Source organism: Elioraea tepidiphila DSM 17972, from assembly GCF_000378465.1.
Lineage (GTDB): Bacteria > Pseudomonadota > Alphaproteobacteria > Acetobacterales > Acetobacteraceae > Elioraea > Elioraea tepidiphila.
In genome coordinates, this window is sequence record NZ_KB899927.1 from 1 (window position 1) to 14,407 (window position 14,407).

The following is a 14,407-nucleotide window of genomic DNA, read 5'->3' on the forward strand; positions in this document are numbered from 1 at the left end:
GGGGCTGACCTGGCTAAGCGGTGAAAGGCTGGGTTGGTCAGATGGTTGAGCGTCGTCGGAGCCGTCTGGCGTTGGGGGTTCAGCGGCGGCTGCTTGAGCACTTCGTGGCCGGTACGCCGGCACGGGTCGCGGCCGAGCTGGTCGGCATCCACCGCAACGGCGCGATCCTGTTCCATCGCGAGCTGCGCGAGATCATCTTCGCCCGCACCCGAGAGGCGCAGCCCTTTGCCGGCGGGGTCGAGGTCGACGCGAGCTACTTCGGCGGCTACCGCAAAGGCATCCGCGGCCGGGGTGCTGCCGGCAAGGTGCCGGTGTTCGGCCTGCTCAAGCGCGGCGGCCAGGTGCACGCCGTGATGATCCCGAACCTGCGCTCGACCACCCTGATGCCGATCATCCGCCAGCGCGTGCAGCCCGACGCGATCGTCTACAGCGACGGCTACTTCAGCTACGACGTGCTCGATGTCTCCGAGTTCCACCACGTGCGGATCGAGCCGCAGGCAACGCCCGGAGGGCGGTACAAGGGCCGCGGCTATGCCCAGGGCCGTGCCCACATCAAGGGCATCGAGAACTTCTGGAGCCAGGCCAAGCGCCACCTACGCCGCTACAACGGCATCCCGCGCAGAAGTTTCCACCTCTTCCTCGCCGAGTGCGAATGACGCTTCAACCACGCACCGGCCAGAGAACTCCTCAAGACACTCGCAACCTGGGCAGACCTCCCCCTATCCTCCAAACACCCAACGCACGTCCGTCAGCGAGGTCAGCCCCAAAGCTTAAAGCGGCCCCGCGCGGGGCAGGGAGGGGGCGCGGCGGGTGGCACGCGCAGGGTAGCGCGCGCCTGCGTCAGGAGCGGGCGTATGATGCGTGGCTGCCCTTGCCCCCGGACCCCGCCGGACCTCCGTCGGGCGTGGTGCCGGAGCCCCGCGGCCATCGGGGAGCATCGGTGCGCTCCGGACCGTCGATCAATGCCCCTCACGGCATATGGCAGGCTCAGGCGGGCCCCGATCCTCGCCAGCCGGAACCGCTCATGTAACGAAATCGCAACGAGTTTTCCGCCACGGCCTGCCCGCGCCGATTGCTGGGGAGCCGCAGCCGCATCGGCCGCCGCGCCTCAGCCCCGCGCGCGCCGCGCCAGCGCTGCCAGTTCCGCGTTGAAGGCCAGGGGCTCCTCCCAGAAGGGCGCGTGGCCGATCCCCTCGCGCAGGATCAGGCGGGACCCCTCGATCAGCGACGCCGCGTGCTGGGCCATCGGCACTGCGATCAGCCGGTCGCGCAGGCCCTGGTACACGACAGTCGGGACTCGGACGGCGCGCAGAACCTGGTCGTACTCGGCCTGACGGCCGCCCAGCGAGATCCGGACATGGCGCGGCACCATCATGTTGAAGCCCAGCATCACCGCCATCTCGTCCGGCGTGGGCTGGATCTCGAAGCAGGCCTCGAGGAAGCGCTGCGTGCCGCGGATCGCGGTCATCGGGTCGGCGCTGGTCATCGGGCCGATGAGCTGCACGCCGGGGCCGAAGAATCCGGGGCGCGCGGCAATCGTGGCGCAGACCAACATCAGCCCGCCGATCGCCGCCTGCCCGTGGGCCGTCAGGTAGTCGCCGATCACGCGTCCCGCGTATGACCAGCCGACCAGCACCGGCCGATGCAGCGAGAGGGCCGCGATCACCGCCTGCAGGTCGTCGGCCCAGCGCTGCGGCGTGCGGTAGTGCTCGTGGCCCTCGGGCTTGCCACTCATGCCGTGGCCGCGCAGATCGACCGCCACCAGGCGGAACTCGTGCTGCAGGGCGGCGTCGCCGGTCTGCTTCTGCCAGGACAGCGCGGCCTGGGCGTAGCCGTGCAGCAGCAGGATCGGCTGGCCCTCCGGGTTGCCGTAGTCGTAGACGGCGAGGTCAACCCCGTCGGGGCTGCGCACCGTGTGCGGCCGGTAGGGCAGGTCCGGTGCGGCGGGCGGCGTCTGGGCCCGGGCGGCGCGCATCCCCCGGAGCCCTTCGAGAAGGCCGCCGGCGGCCAAGCCGGCGGCGACGACGCCCAGGGTCGTGCGGCGTGCAGGCATACGGCTCATTCTCCCTCGTCGCTGCGGTTCGCGCGCATGAGCACAGCACGGTGCCGGGGGGCGCACCAGCGGGAAGGCCGTGCCTGCCGCCACCTGCCCGGCGCGATCCCGCGCCCCGCCCGCCCCCATCCCATTTCCCCACGCTTGACACGGCCGGCCCGCCATGGCGCAGCACCGCCATGGCCGACGACCGCGCGGTGCTGGTGACCCGCCCCGAACCCGAGGCGCAGGAGACCGCGCAACGCCTGCGCGCGCTCGGCCGCCGCGCGATCCTCGCCCCCATGCTCGCCATCGCGCCCGTGCCCGCCCGCCTGCCCGAACCAGGCGCGCTCCAGGCCGTCATCGCCGGCAGCATCAACGCCGTCCGCGCCCTGCCGCCGGCGTTCCACACCGTGCCCCTGCTCGCGGTCGGCGACGCCACCGCCGCCGCGGCCCGCGCCCACGGCTTCCGCGACGTCCGCTCCGCCGCCGGCGACGCACGCGCGCTCGCCGCCCTCGCCGCCGCCACGCTCGATCCCTCCGGCAAGCCCCTGCTGCTGCCCACCCGTGCCCGCGAGGGGCTCCGCCTCGCCGCCGACCTCCGCGCGCGGGGCTTTGCCGTGCTGCGCCGCATCGTCTATGCCGCCCACCCGGCCGAGACCCTCCCGGACCCCGCCGCCACGGCGTTCGCCACCGGCGGAATCGATGCGGTCGTGTTTTTCTCCGCCTCGGCTGCGCGGAGCTTCGCTAGGATCGTCCGCGCCAGCGCCATGGCCGGGAGGCTTGGGGGGGTCACGGCGTACGCGATCAGCGAGGCGGCAGCCGCCGCGCTCGGGGATCTGGGGTTTCAGGCGGTCCGGGTCGCCGCGCGGCCCGACCAGGATAGTCTGCTCGCGCTGCTTCCGCCCGGCGGCAGCAACGAGGGTCGAGGGGAGTGGTCCGGATGAGCGACGAACCCAAGCAGCCCAAGGACATGCCGAAGCAGGCCGCCCAGGGCAAGGGTAGGGAGCCGCCCGCCCAAGCGGCGAAGCCGGGCCCGGCCGGACCGGCGCGGCAGGCCGAACCCGCCCAGCCGGGCCCTGCCGAGCCCCCGAAGGCCACGCCGCCCGCCGACCAGCCGCCCGCCCCCGCACCGGCCGCCGCCGCGCCCGCGCCCGCTCGCACGCCCGAGCCCGCGAAAGCCGCGCCGCCCAGGCCCGAGCCGCCGAAGCCGGACCCCCCGAAGCCCGACCCCCGGCCAGCCCCGGCGTCCGCCCGCGCCGAAACGCCCCCGCCACTGCCCCCGGCGCCCGCGCGCACCGGCGCGCTCTGGGCCGCGATCGCGGTGCTGGCCCTCGCCGTCGCCTGGATGGTGATCGACCGGCTCTCCGGCCCCGCGGCCGACCCGGCCCTGGCCGCGCTCGCGAGCCGGATCGCCGCGCTGGAAGGCCGGCCCGCGCCGGCCGCCGCCCCCGATCTGCGGCCGCAGATCTCGGCGCTCGAGTCCCGCGTCGCCGCGGCCGAAGCGCGCGCCACCGCCGCCGCGGCCCTCGGCGACCGGCTCGCGGCGCTCGAGCGCGCCATGTCCTCCGCGCCGAGCGGCCCGGCCTCGGATGCCGAGGCGCGCGCCGCGCTCGCCGCCCTCGCCAACCGCGTCGCGCAGCTCGAGGCCCGCCCGGCCGCCGAGCCGCCCGCGCCCGATCCGCGCATCGGCCAGCTCGCCGAGCGTGTCGCCGCGCTGGAAGCGCGCCCCACGGCCGAGGCCCGGCTTGCGGCGGTCGAGGCCCGGCTCGCCGCCTTCGTGCGTGCCCATGCGGCGCTGGAGGCCGGCCGCCCGCTCGGCCCGGCGCTCGCCGCCCTGCCGGCCGACGTGCCGGTGCCGGCGAGCCTCGCCGCCTTCGCCGAGCGCGCCCCGCCCACGCCAGCCTCGCTCCGCACCCGCTTCGGCACGGCCGCGCGCGCGGCGCGGGAGGCGCGCGAACCGGCCGAGGGCGACCTGCTCGAACGCGCCGGCGGCCGGATCGCCGGGCTGGTGACGGTGCGTCGCGGCGACGCCGTGGTGATGGGCGACACCACCGCCGCCGTGCTCGCCGAGGCCGAGCGGCTCCTGAACGCGGGCGACATCGCCGGCGCGATCGGCGCGCTCGATGCCCTGCCGCCGCGCCCCGCCGCCGCCATGGCCGGCTGGATCGCCGAGGCGCGCGCCCTGCTCGCCGCGCGCGACGGCCTCGCCGCGCTCGCCGCCGGTCGCTGAGGAGGGCCCGATGCGTCGTGCGCTCCTCGTCCTGATCGTGCTCGCCGTCGTCGCGGCGGCGACACTCTGGATTGCCGACCGCCCCGGGACGGTCACGCTCGCGGTGGCCGACCTCGTCGTCGAGGCGCCGCTCTGGCTGGTCGGCCTCGCATCCGCGCTGCTGCTGATCGTGTTCGGCGGCCTCGTCTGGCTGCTCGCGCGGCTGCGCGGCTGGTGGCAGCGGCGGCGGCTCAAGCGCGCGCTGCGCCATCGCGACGAGGGCGACGCCGCGGTGGTGGCGGCGCTGGAGGCGCTGGCCGCCGGCGACGGCCCAGCCGCGCTCAAGAGCGGCCGCAAGGCGCGCAAGCTGCTCGGCGACACGCCGCTGACGCTGCTGCTGACCGGCCACGCCGCGCGCGCGGCCGGCGAGATCGACGCCGCCGAGCAGTCGTTCCGCAGCCTCGCCGGCCGCAAGGGGGCGGGCGCCTTCCTCGGCCATCGCGGGCTCGCCCAGCTCGCGGTCGAGCGCGGCGCACAGGGCGAGGCGGCCGAGGCGGCGAAGGCGGCGCTGGCGCTGCGGCCGAATGCGGTCTGGGCGCAGACGATCGCGTTCACCGATTCCGTGCGCCACCACGACTGGCGCGGCGCGCTGCGGCTGCTGCCCGAGGCGCGCGGGGATGCCGAGACCGGCTATCGCCGCGCCTCCCTGCTGCTCGCCGCCGCCGCCGAGGAGGCCGAGCCCACGGCGGCGCAGCGGCTGGAGGAGGAGGCGGTCTCGGCCGCGCCGGGACTCGCCCCCGCCCATGCGGCGCTGGTGCGCCGGCTGCGCGCGGCCGACCGCACGCGCGCCGCCGACAAGGCGCTGGAGCGCGGCCTCGCCGCCGCCTCGCACCCGATGCTGGCGGCGCTGGCGCTGGAGCCGACGCCGGGCGAGCCGAAGAGTGCGCGCGCGCGCCGGGTCGCGAGCCTGGCCGGGCAGGTCGGCGGGGCGGAGATGGCGCTCGCGGCCGCGCGCGCGGCCCTGGAGGCCGAGCAATGGGCCGAGGCGCGGCGCTGGATCGAGCGCGCGCGCGCCGGCGGGCTCGAGGACCGGCGCCTGCACGTGCTGCTCGCCGAGCTCGCCGAGCGCGAGTTCGCCGGCACCGAGCGGGCGCGGACCGAGGCCGAGGCGCATTGGCGCGACGCCGCCACCGCGCCGGCCGAGCCGGAATGGACCTGCACCTCCTGCGGTGCCTCCCAGCCGGAATGGACGCCCGCCTGCACCAATTGCGGCACGGTCGGCGCGCTGCGCTGGGGCGAGGCCGCGGCGATCACGCCGCGCCTCGCGCTGCCGGCACCGATTCCGGGGCTTTGAGCGCAGCCGAGTCGGACGCTATCTCGGCGGCCATGACGGTGATGCAGCGGATCGCGGTCGAGCAGCGCCCCCACATCGTGGTGCTCGGCAACGAGAAGGGGGGCTCGGGCAAGTCGACCGCGGCGATGCACGTCATCGTCGGGCTGATGCGCGAGGGCTATCGCGTCGCCGCGATCGATCTCGACGCGCGCCAGGGCACGCTGCTGCGCCACCTGGAGGCGCGCGCCGCGTTCAGCGCCGCGCGCGGTATCGCGCTGCCGCAGCCCGAGATGCGCGCCGTGCACGCGAGCCGCGCCGAGAGCCGCACGACGGCGGCGGCGGAGGATCAGGCGGCGCTCGCCGCGGCGATCGCCGCGCTCTCGGGCGCCGAGTTCCTGGTGATCGACTGTCCCGGCGCCGACACGCCGCTGAGCCGCGCGGGGCATGCGCTGGCCGACACGCTGATCACGCCGATCAACGACAGCTTCGTCGACTTCTCGATGCTGGCGAAGGTCGATCCCGACGACCATCGCGTGGTCAGCCCCTCGGTCTACAGCGAGATGGTGTGGGAGGCGCGCAAGGCGCGTTTCGCGCGCGACCGCGGGCGGCTCGACTGGATCGTCATGCGCAACCGGCTGGGGTCGGCCGAGGCGCGCAACAAGCGCGATGTCGGCGCCACGCTGGAGGCGCTGGCGAAGCGGATCGGCTTCCGCACCGTGCGCGGCTTCGGCGAGCGGGTGATCTTCCGCGAGCTCTACCTCCAGGGGCTGACGCTGATGGACCTCAAGGAGGCGGGCATCGCCGGCGGGCTGTCGATGAGCCACGTGGCCGCGCGCCAGGAGGTGCGCTCGCTGCTCGCCGCGATCCGCAAGGGGCCGCCGGGGGATGTCTGGGGCGCGGCGCGCACGGCCGCGGCGCTTGCGCCGGCGGGCGCGGGGTCGTAGAACGCCGCCCGTTCCCGGGCGCGCCGACATAGCTCAGCGGTAGAGCAACTGATTCGTAATCAGTAGGTCCGCGGTTCAAATCCGCGTGTCGGCACCACCGCACCTCCCCGCTTCTGAACCGGACCCGTGGCTGCGGGACCGTCACCACCGGGCCCGCGCGGGGCTGATCCGACGGGCATGCGGCGCGGACGCATGCTGGGATGGCCATCGTGGCGAAGGATGGCGACCACCCGGCACCCCGTGGCACCATCCATGGACGGACGCTGACCATGCACGAGAACATTGCACGCAAGCGCAGTCAGCTCTCGGCCCTGTGCCGGCGCTTCGGGGTCGAGCGGCTGGAGCTGTTCGGCTCGGCCGCGCGTGGCGATGATTTCGATCCCGCGCGCAGCGATGTTGACTTCCTGGTGACCTTCGCGCCGGACGTGGCGAACGATCTCGTGCGCTTTCTTGACTTCAAGGAGGCGATCGAGGCGGAGCTCGGCCGGACCGTCGATCTGGTCGAGCGTGCGGCGGTGGAAGCGAGCCGCAACCCGATCCGCCGCCGGCACATCCTGTCGGGCGCGGAACTGGTTCATGGCTGAACTGCCGGAGCGGGATGCCGCGTTTCTGCTCGACATGCTGCTCGCCGCGCGCGACGCGCAGGACTTCGTCGCCGGGATGGACCAGGTCGGGTTCATGGCGAGCCGGTTGCACCAGAACGCGGTGATCCGTTCGCTGGAAGTGATGGCGAGGCAGCCGGCAGGATCTCCGCTGCGACGCAGGCGCGACATCCGGAAATCCCCTGGCGGGAGATCACGGGCATGCGCCACCGACTGATCCATGGTCACGCCGAAGTGCGGATCGACCTTGTCTGGTCGGTCGTGCGGGACCGGCTGCCCGCTTTGGACGCGGTCCTGGCGCCCCTGGTGGACGAACGATCGGCCGACCGCTCGCGTCCAGACGCGGCCGGCGATGACGTCACGTGATGCTCAGGAGGGTCAGCCACACCACCGCGATGATCCGCGTCACCAGCACCGCCTGCGGCGTCTCCTGCGACCGCGCCGCCGACCGCCAGATCGCCACCAGCACGAACACGTTGTACGGGATCGACATCACGTAGCCGACGAAGAAGGCCCAGAACGGCTGATCGATCGAGATCAGATAGAACGTGCCGGCGGTGGTCGAGACGTTCACCACCAGCGCGACCAGCACGCCCCAGGTCCAGAAGGCCTGTTCGAACGGCAGTTCGCCGCGCCAGAGCCTGAGCAGCACCATCGGTGCGACGATCCCTCGCTGTCCGCAACGAAACGGGGCCCGGGAAGACTCCCGGACCCCGCCTCGCTACACGCCGCGCCACCGATCGGCAACGACCGGCGCGCCAGGCTCACATCTCGGCGTAGCTGCCGCCGCGCCAGACATAGAACACGTAGTCGGGCACGGTCGGGTCACCTTTGGCGTCGAAGGTGGTCTGGCCGAGCACGCTGTTCCACGGCCCCTGCGCCTTCAGCACCTCGGCGATCCGGCGCGGATCGGTCGAGTTCGCCTTCTTCGCCGCCTCGGCCCAGATCTGGATCGCGGCGTAGGTGTAGAGCACGTAGCCCTCGGGGTCGATGTTGCGGGCACGGAACTTCGCCACCACCTCGGCCGCCGCAGGCCGCTTGCGCGGATCCGACGAGAAGGTCATCAGCGTGCCTTCGCCCGCGGCACCCGTGATCTGCCAGTACTCGTTGGTCACCAGCGCGTCGCCGCCGATCGCGACCGCGCGCAGGCCGCGCTCGCGCATCTGCCGCACGATCAGCCCGGCCTCGGTGTGGTAGCCGCCGAAATAGACGACATCGATGCCGGCCTGCTGGAGGCGGCTGACGATCGCCGAGTAGTCGCGCTCGCCGGCGACATAGGCGAGATAGAGCGTCTCCTGCATGCCGGCGGCGTTCATCGCCTTCTTGGTCTCGTCGGCGAGGCCCTTCCCGTAGGCCGAGTTGTCATGAAGGATCGCCACCTTCTGGCCGGGGAAGTTGCGCGCGATGAAGCTGCCCGCGACCATGCCCTGCTGGTCGTCGCGGCCGCAGACGCGGAAGGTGTTCCAGCCGCCCTCGTCGGTGAAGCGCGGGTTGGTGCTGGCGGGGCTGATCTGCAGCACGCCCTCCTCGAGATAGACCTTCGAGGCCGGGATGGAGCTGCCCGAGCAGAAATGCCCGGCGACGAAGCGCACGCCGCGGCCGGTGAGCTGGTTCGCGACCGAGACGGCCTGGCGCGGATCGCAGGCATCGTCGCCGACCTCCAGCACCAGCTGCTGGCCGAGCACGCCGCCCGCGGCATTGATGTCGGCGACCGCCTGCTCGGCGCCCGCGCGCATCTGCGCGCCGAACGCGGCGTACTGGCCGGTCATCGGCCCGACCGTCGCGATGCGGAGCTGCGCCTGGGCGAGCCCGCTGCCAGCCACCAGCGCGGCCGCACCGGCGGCCGCCACCAGCGTCCTTCTGAACATGGAAGTCTCCCTCCGTCTGCTGTCCCTGGCCGCGGAACGCGGCCGGTGGCCCAGCGTAGTGAAGCGGACGGCCGGCGGCAAAGAGGGAAAAGCGGGGGGGCGCGCGCCCGGCTCAGGCCCGCCCGCCCTCCAGATAGGCCGCCCGCACCTCGGGCCGGGCGAGCAGTTCCGCCCCGGTGCCCGTCATGGTGATGCGCCCGTTCACCAGCACATAGCCGCGATGGGCGAGCCGGAGCGCGTGATAGGCGTTCTGCTCGACCAGCAGCACCGTCAGCCCGGTCTCGCGGTTGAGGTCGCGGATCGCGGCGAAGATCTGGCGCACCACCATCGGCGCGAGGCCGAGCGAGGGCTCGTCGAGCAGCAGCAGGCGGGGCCGGCTCATCAGCGCGCGCGCGATCGCCAGCATCTGCTGCTCGCCGCCCGAGAGCGTGCCGCCGCGCTGGCCGAGCCGCTCCTTCAGGCGCGGGAACAGCGCGCAGACCTTCTCGAGGTCCTGGTCGAAATGCGCGCCGTTCAGCACCTCCGCGCCCATGCGGAGATTCTCGAGCACGGTCATGCGCGGGAAGATGCGCCGTCCCTCGGGCGCGTGCGCCAGCCCCTGGCGCATGATCAGATGCGTGGGCCAGCCGGTGATGTCGCGCCCCTCCAGCACCACGCGGCCCTCGCGCGGGGCGGGGCTGCCGCAGATCGTCATCATCAGCGTCGACTTGCCGGCGCCGTTCGCGCCGATCAGCGTGACGATCTCGCCGTGCCCGACCGTCAGCGACACCCCGCGCAGCGCGACGATCGCGCCATAGGCGGTGGTGACATCCTCGACCGCCAGCATCGCGCCGTTGGCCGCCGCGCTCACTCCTGGTGCAGCGCCGCGTCCACCGCCAGCGCCTCCTCCTCCTCGACGCCGAGATAGGCGGCGATCACCTTCGGATCGTCGCGCACCGCGTCGGGCGGTCCGTCGGCGATCTTCTGTCCGTAGTCGAGCACGACGACACGGTCGCTGATCCGCATCACCACGCTCATGTCGTGCTCGATCAGCAGGATCGAGGTGCCCTCGGCCTTGATCGAGCGCAGCAGGTCGTTGAGCTCCTCGCTCTCGCGCGGATTGAGCCCGGCGGCGGGCTCGTCGAGGCACAGGATCACCGGCTCCATGCACATCGCGCGCGCGATCTCGAGCCGCCGCTGCGCCCCATAGGGCAGCGCGGCCGCCGGATCGTCGGCGCGCGGGGTGAGGCCGACGCGGTCGAGCCAGGCGCGCGCGCGCTCCACCGCCGCCGCCTCGCGCTTCTGGAACGGCCCGAACCCCATCAGCGCGAAGGGCGTGCGCCCGCCTTCGCCCATGAGCCGGTTGTGCTGCGCGACCATCAGGTTCTCGAGCACGGTCATGCCGCCGAACAGGCGGATGTTCTGGAAGGTGCGGGCGACGCGCGCGTGCTTGGCGATGCGGTGCTGCACCAGCCGGTGCAGCGGGTAGGTGGTGCCGTCCGCATGGCGGATGACGATGCTGCCGCCGGTCGGGCGATAGAAGCCGGTGAGGCAGTTGAACACCGTGGTCTTGCCCGCGCCGTTCGGGCCGATGATGGCGGTGATGTCGCCGCGCTCGGCCTCGAAGCTCAGCGCGTCGATCGCGACCAGGCCGCCGAAGCGCATGGTGAGGTTCTCGACGACCAGGATCGGATCGGGCGCGCTCATCCGCGTCCCTCCGCCACGTGCTCGGCGCCGACCATCTTGCGCGCGCCGAGCGCGACCGAGGGCTCGCGCGACGACACGAGCCCGCGCGGCCGCCAGACCATGATCGCCACCATCGCCAGGCCGAACACCAGCATGCGGAACTGTTCGAGGTCGCGGAACAGCTCGAACCCGCCGATCATCACCACCGCGGCGGTGGCGACGCCGATCTGGCTGCCCATGCCGCCGAGCACGACGATCGCGAGGATCAAGGCACTCTCGATGAAGGTGAAGCTCTCGGGGCTGATGAAACCCTGGCGCGTGGCGAAGAAGGCGCCGGCGAAGCCGCCGAACAGCGCGCCGGTCGCAAACGCGGTGAGCTTCACCGCCACAACCGAAAGCCCGAGCGCGCGCGAGGCCACCTCGTCCTCGCGCAGGGCCTCCCAGGCGCGGCCGATCGGGTGGCGGCGCAGGCGGATGGTGACGAAGTTGGTGACCAGCGCGAGGGCGAGGATCAGGTAGTAGAGGAAGATGATGCGGTGCAGCGGCGAGGGTTCGAGTCCGAAGAACCCGGCAAACGTGCCCTCGCCGCCGGCCATGGAGAAGGGCAGGCCGAAGAAGGACGGGCGCGGGATGCCGCTCATGCCGTTGGGCCCGCCGGTGAGCCCGACCCAGTTCAGCAGCACGATGCGGATGATCTCGCCGAACGCGAGCGTGACGATCGCGAGATAGTCGCCGCGCAGCCTGAGCACCGGGAAGCCGAGGATGATGCCCCAGACCGCGGAACAGAGCCCGGTCAGCGGCAGCGCGGCCCAGAAACCGATCTCGAGATGCTTGGCGAGCAGGGCATAGCTGTAGGCGCCGACCGCGTAGAAGGCGACATAGCCGAGATCGAGCAGGCCGGCGAGGCCGACGACGATGTTCAGCCCCCAGCCGAGCATGACGTAGGTCAGCACGAGCGTGCCGAGATCGATCTCGTAACGTCCGATCCCCGGCATGAACGGCAGCAGCAGCGCGAAGGCCAGCATCGCCGGCCCGGCCGCCCTGCCGAGCCAGGAGCGGAAGCCGGGCGGCGCCAGCATCGCGCGCGGCGCGGGCGAGATCACCCTGCGGCGCAGTGCGCGCTGCGCCATGAACAGCCCGACCAGGATGCGGCCGACGAACACGGCGGCGACCACGCTGAGCAGCAGGCCGGGGCGCGGGATCAGCGTCAGCCCGCGGCCAACCGGCTCGGTGCGGAGCCCGAGCAGCGGCGCGCCGACGCCGAGCGCGATCAGCGCGGCCAAGCCCGCGTCCCTGACGATCGCGGCCATGCCGCGCGGGGCTGCGCCGGACACGCTCAGACCTTCTCCACCTCGTGGCGGCCGAGGATGCCCGAGGGCAGGAAGATCAGCGCGATCGCGAGGATCGAGAAGGCGGCGACGTCCTTGTACTGGACCGAGAAATAGGCCGACCAGAAGGTCTCGATCATGCCGATCAGCAGCGCGCCGAGCACCGCGCCAGGCAGGCTGCCGATGCCGCCGAGCACGGCGGCGGTGAACGCCTTGATGCCGGCGACGAAGCCGATGAAGAAGTCGATCACGCCGTAATAGAGCAGGTACATCATGCCCGCGACCGCGGCGAGCGCCGCGCCGATCACGAAGGTCAGGCTGATCGTGCGGTCGGTGTCGATGCCGAGCAGGCTCGCCATGCGCCGGTCCTGCTCGCAGGCGCGCATCGCGCGGCCGAGGGGGGTGCGGCCGATGATCAGCGTGAACACGGTCAGCACCACGAGCGTGGTCAGGATGATGCTGATCTGCATGTAGGAGAGCGTCACCTCGACCGTGCCGCCGCGGCTCAGCACCACGCCGCCCTGCACCACCGGCTCCAGCGGCTTGACGCGCGCGCCCTGCGTCACCTGCACGAAGTTCTGCAGGAAGATGCTCATGCCGATCGCGCTGATCAGGGGCGCGAGGCGGAACGAGCCGCGCAGCGGACGGTAGGCGAGGCGCTCGACCGTGAAGCCGTAGAGCGAGGTGAAGGCCATCGCCAGCACCAGCACCAGGATCAGCGCCAGCGGCACGAAGGTCACCCCGCCCATGCCGAGCAGCAGGAAGCCGATCAGCGCGGTGAAGGCGCCCACCATGAAGATGTCGCCATGGGCGAAGTTGATCATGCCGATGATCCCGTAGACCATCGTGTAGCCGAGCGCGATCAACCCGTAGATCATGCCGAGCGTCAGCCCGTTGACGAGTTGCTGCAGGGCGTAGTCCACCCGCGTCTCCCCTGAACCCGGTGCGCCGTCCTGCCGCGAGCATTGGCAGGACCGCGGCCGTTCGGCAACGGGGAAGATGACGTCAGCGCGACAGCAGGGCCGTCACGATCGCCTCCCACTCGGCCGCGAGCGTGCCGTCGGGCATCGTCCGGCCGGCGCGGCGGTACCAGTAGGCGGCGTTGGACCGGTCGCCCTCCTTGCGGTGGAGATAGGCGTGGACCCAGGCGGCCTCGGCCCCCTCGTCGCTCATCGCCGCCTCGTGCGCGCGCTCCCAGTCGCCGCGCGCATCCCACCAGAGGGCCGCGAGTGCGGCCGGCAGGCCGGGCGGTGGCGCCGGGCCGTCGAGGCTCGCGCGGAAGCCCACGAGGTCCATGGCGGGCTCAGTACACCACCACCGAGCGGATCGCGCTGCCCTCGTGCATGAGGTCGAAGGCGGTGTTGATCTCGTCGAGCGCCATCGTATGCGTGATCAGCGGGTCGATCTGGATCTTCCCGTCCATGTACCAATCCACGATCTTCGGCACGTCGGTGCGCCCGCGCGCGCCGCCGAAGGCGGTGCCCTTCCAGACCCGCCCGGTGACGAGCTGGAACGGCCTCGTGCTGATCTCCTGCCCGGCGGCGGCGACCCCGATGATGATGCTCTCGCCCCAGCCGCGATGGCAGCACTCCAGCGCCTGGCGCATGGTCTGCACGCTGCCGATGCACTCGAAGCTGAAATCGGCGCCGCCGCCGGTCAGATCGACGATCGCCTGCACCACCTTGTCGCGGCCGACCTCGTCGGGGTTGATGAAGTCGGTCATGCCGAAACGTTCGGCCATGGCGCGCTTGGCGGGGTTGAGATCGACGCCGATGATCCGGTCCGCGCCGACCATGCGCGCCCCCTGGATCACGTTCAGCCCGATCCCCCCGAGGCCGAACACCGCCACGTTCGCGCCGGGCCAGACCTTGGCGGTGTTGATCACCGCGCCGATGCCGGTGGTCACACCGCAGCCGATGTAGCAGATCTTCTCGAACGGGGCGTCGGCGCGGACCTTGGCCAGCGCGATCTCGGGCAGCACGGTGAAGTTCGCGAAGGTCGAGCAGCCCATGTAGTGGAACACCTGGGCGCCGTCGCAGCGGAAGCGGCTCGACCCGTCCGGCATCACGCCCTTGCCCTGGGTGGCGCGGATCGCCGTGCAGAGGTTGGAGCGGCGCGAGAGGCAGGTTTTGCACTGCCGGCATTCGGGCGTGTAGAGCGGGATCACGTGATCGCCGGGGGAGAGCGAGGTGACGCCCGCGCCGATCTCGCGCACGATCCCCGCCCCCTCGTGACCGAGGATGGCGGGGAACAGCCCCTCCGGGTCGGCGCCGGAGAGCGTGTAGGCGTCGGTGTGGCAGATGCCCGTCGCCTTGATCTCGACCAGCACCTCGCCCGCGCGCGGCCCCTCGATCTCGATCGTCTCGATGCTGAGAGGCTTGCCGGCCTCCCAGGCGACGGCGGCGCGTGTCTTCACGGCGAGT

The 14,407-nt window shown here is 72.7% G+C and carries 16 protein-coding genes, 1 tRNA gene and 1 pseudogene; 9 read left to right on the forward strand and 9 right to left on the reverse strand.

Annotation, left to right across the window (positions count from 1 at the left end; genetic code table 11):
- Positions 1-41: 41 nt before the first annotated feature.
- Positions 42-653: pseudogene (locus F563_RS0113955) on the forward strand (IS1595 family transposase); the annotation flags it as partial.
- 455 nt (positions 654-1,108) lie between these two features.
- On the opposite strand, the gene F563_RS22625 reads toward F563_RS0113955, so the two are convergent.
- Complete coding sequence (locus F563_RS22625) at positions 1,109-2,053, reverse strand: alpha/beta fold hydrolase (RefSeq protein ID WP_019015301.1); 945 nt, start codon at positions 2,051-2,053, stop codon at positions 1,109-1,111.
- A 179-nt stretch (positions 2,054-2,232) separates the two neighbouring features.
- Here F563_RS22625 and F563_RS22630 point away from each other — a divergent pair, with 179 nt between their 5' ends.
- The 8 genes from F563_RS22630 to F563_RS25375 all read left to right on the forward strand — a co-directional run bounded on the left by F563_RS22630 (position 2,233) and on the right by F563_RS25375 (position 7,489).
- Positions 2,233-2,979 (forward strand): uroporphyrinogen-III synthase, encoded by a 747-nt coding sequence (locus F563_RS22630; protein WP_019015302.1) that lies wholly within the window; start codon positions 2,233-2,235, stop codon positions 2,977-2,979.
- Positions 2,976-4,265, forward strand: a complete 1,290-nt coding sequence (locus F563_RS0113970) for a mitofilin family membrane protein (RefSeq protein WP_019015303.1) — start codon at positions 2,976-2,978, stop codon at positions 4,263-4,265. Before F563_RS22630 ends, F563_RS0113970 begins: the two co-directional genes overlap by 4 nt.
- Before the next feature lie 10 nt (positions 4,266-4,275).
- Positions 4,276-5,598 (forward strand): heme biosynthesis HemY N-terminal domain-containing protein, encoded by a 1,323-nt coding sequence (locus F563_RS22635; RefSeq protein WP_162140593.1) that lies wholly within the window; start codon positions 4,276-4,278, stop codon positions 5,596-5,598.
- Between the two features lie 32 nt (positions 5,599-5,630).
- The gene (locus F563_RS0113980) at positions 5,631-6,521 is read left to right on the forward strand and encodes a division plane positioning ATPase MipZ (RefSeq protein WP_019015305.1); all 891 of its coding nucleotides are present in this window, start codon (positions 5,631-5,633) and stop codon (positions 6,519-6,521) included.
- A 22-nt stretch (positions 6,522-6,543) separates the two neighbouring features.
- Positions 6,544-6,618, forward strand: a tRNA-Thr gene (locus F563_RS0113985).
- Positions 6,619-6,721: 103 nt separating this feature from the next.
- Positions 6,722-7,105, forward strand: coding sequence for a nucleotidyltransferase family protein (locus tag F563_RS22640; protein WP_019015306.1), 384 nt, complete (start codon positions 6,722-6,724; stop codon positions 7,103-7,105).
- Positions 7,098-7,340, forward strand: a complete 243-nt coding sequence (locus tag F563_RS25370) for a HepT-like ribonuclease domain-containing protein (protein ID WP_019015307.1) — start codon at positions 7,098-7,100, stop codon at positions 7,338-7,340. Before F563_RS22640 ends, F563_RS25370 begins: the two co-directional genes overlap by 8 nt.
- The gene (locus F563_RS25375; protein WP_342662334.1) at positions 7,301-7,489 is read left to right on the forward strand and encodes a HepT-like ribonuclease domain-containing protein; all 189 of its coding nucleotides are present in this window, start codon (positions 7,301-7,303) and stop codon (positions 7,487-7,489) included. Before F563_RS25370 ends, F563_RS25375 begins: the two co-directional genes overlap by 40 nt.
- Here F563_RS25375 and F563_RS22650 read toward each other — a convergent pair.
- The 8 genes from F563_RS22650 to F563_RS0114035 form a co-directional block, all read right to left on the reverse strand.
- Positions 7,482-7,778: a hypothetical protein gene (locus F563_RS22650; protein ID WP_019015309.1), complete on the reverse strand. Its 297-nt coding sequence runs from the start codon at positions 7,776-7,778 to the stop codon at positions 7,482-7,484. The genes F563_RS25375 and F563_RS22650 overlap by 8 nt on opposite strands.
- A gap of 109 nt (positions 7,779-7,887) precedes the next feature.
- Positions 7,888-8,991: a branched-chain amino acid ABC transporter substrate-binding protein gene (locus tag F563_RS0114005; RefSeq protein WP_019015310.1), complete on the reverse strand. Its 1,104-nt coding sequence runs from the start codon at positions 8,989-8,991 to the stop codon at positions 7,888-7,890.
- A 112-nt stretch (positions 8,992-9,103) separates the two neighbouring features.
- Entirely contained in the window at positions 9,104-9,817 is a 714-nt protein-coding gene (locus tag F563_RS0114010; protein WP_035575327.1) for an ABC transporter ATP-binding protein, read from the reverse strand.
- Between the two features lie 20 nt (positions 9,818-9,837).
- Positions 9,838-10,677, reverse strand: a complete 840-nt coding sequence (locus tag F563_RS0114015) for an ABC transporter ATP-binding protein (RefSeq protein ID WP_019015312.1) — start codon at positions 10,675-10,677, stop codon at positions 9,838-9,840.
- Positions 10,674-11,990, reverse strand: a complete 1,317-nt coding sequence (livM, locus tag F563_RS0114020) for a high-affinity branched-chain amino acid ABC transporter permease LivM (protein ID WP_425386941.1) — start codon at positions 11,988-11,990, stop codon at positions 10,674-10,676. The genes F563_RS0114015 and livM overlap by 4 nt, the downstream gene beginning before the upstream one ends.
- Before the next feature lie 2 nt (positions 11,991-11,992).
- Positions 11,993-12,907, reverse strand: a complete 915-nt coding sequence (locus F563_RS0114025) for an ABC transporter permease subunit (RefSeq protein WP_019015314.1) — start codon at positions 12,905-12,907, stop codon at positions 11,993-11,995.
- An 82-nt stretch (positions 12,908-12,989) separates the two neighbouring features.
- Entirely contained in the window at positions 12,990-13,280 is a 291-nt protein-coding gene (locus tag F563_RS0114030) for a hypothetical protein (RefSeq protein WP_019015315.1), read from the reverse strand.
- A 7-nt stretch (positions 13,281-13,287) separates the two neighbouring features.
- Entirely contained in the window at positions 13,288-14,400 is a 1,113-nt protein-coding gene (locus tag F563_RS0114035) for an S-(hydroxymethyl)glutathione dehydrogenase/class III alcohol dehydrogenase (RefSeq protein WP_019015316.1), read from the reverse strand.
- Between the last annotated feature and the right edge of the window lie 7 nt (positions 14,401-14,407).

Bases quoted from the DNA above. Each gene is read 5' to 3' on its own strand.
- F563_RS22625 (WP_019015301.1), bottom strand. From the start codon at position 2,053: ATGCCTGCACGCCGCACGACCCTGGGCGTCGTCGCCGCCGGCTTGGCC.
- F563_RS22630 (WP_019015302.1), top strand. From the start codon at position 2,233: ATGGCCGACGACCGCGCGGTGCTGGTGACCCGCCCCGAACCCGAGGCG.
- F563_RS0113970 (WP_019015303.1), top strand. From the start codon at position 2,976: ATGAGCGACGAACCCAAGCAGCCCAAGGACATGCCGAAGCAGGCCGCC.
- F563_RS22635 (WP_162140593.1), top strand. From the start codon at position 4,276: ATGCGTCGTGCGCTCCTCGTCCTGATCGTGCTCGCCGTCGTCGCGGCG.
- F563_RS0113980 (WP_019015305.1), top strand. From the start codon at position 5,631: ATGACGGTGATGCAGCGGATCGCGGTCGAGCAGCGCCCCCACATCGTG.
- F563_RS22640 (WP_019015306.1), top strand. From the start codon at position 6,722: ATGGCCATCGTGGCGAAGGATGGCGACCACCCGGCACCCCGTGGCACC.
- F563_RS25370 (WP_019015307.1), top strand. From the start codon at position 7,098: ATGGCTGAACTGCCGGAGCGGGATGCCGCGTTTCTGCTCGACATGCTG.
- F563_RS22650 (WP_019015309.1), bottom strand. From the start codon at position 7,778: ATGGTGCTGCTCAGGCTCTGGCGCGGCGAACTGCCGTTCGAACAGGCC.
- F563_RS0114005 (WP_019015310.1), bottom strand. From the start codon at position 8,991: ATGTTCAGAAGGACGCTGGTGGCGGCCGCCGGTGCGGCCGCGCTGGTG.
- F563_RS0114010 (WP_035575327.1), bottom strand. From the start codon at position 9,817: ATGCTGGCGGTCGAGGATGTCACCACCGCCTATGGCGCGATCGTCGCG.
- F563_RS0114015 (WP_019015312.1), bottom strand. From the start codon at position 10,677: ATGAGCGCGCCCGATCCGATCCTGGTCGTCGAGAACCTCACCATGCGC.
- F563_RS0114030 (WP_019015315.1), bottom strand. From the start codon at position 13,280: ATGGACCTCGTGGGCTTCCGCGCGAGCCTCGACGGCCCGGCGCCACCG.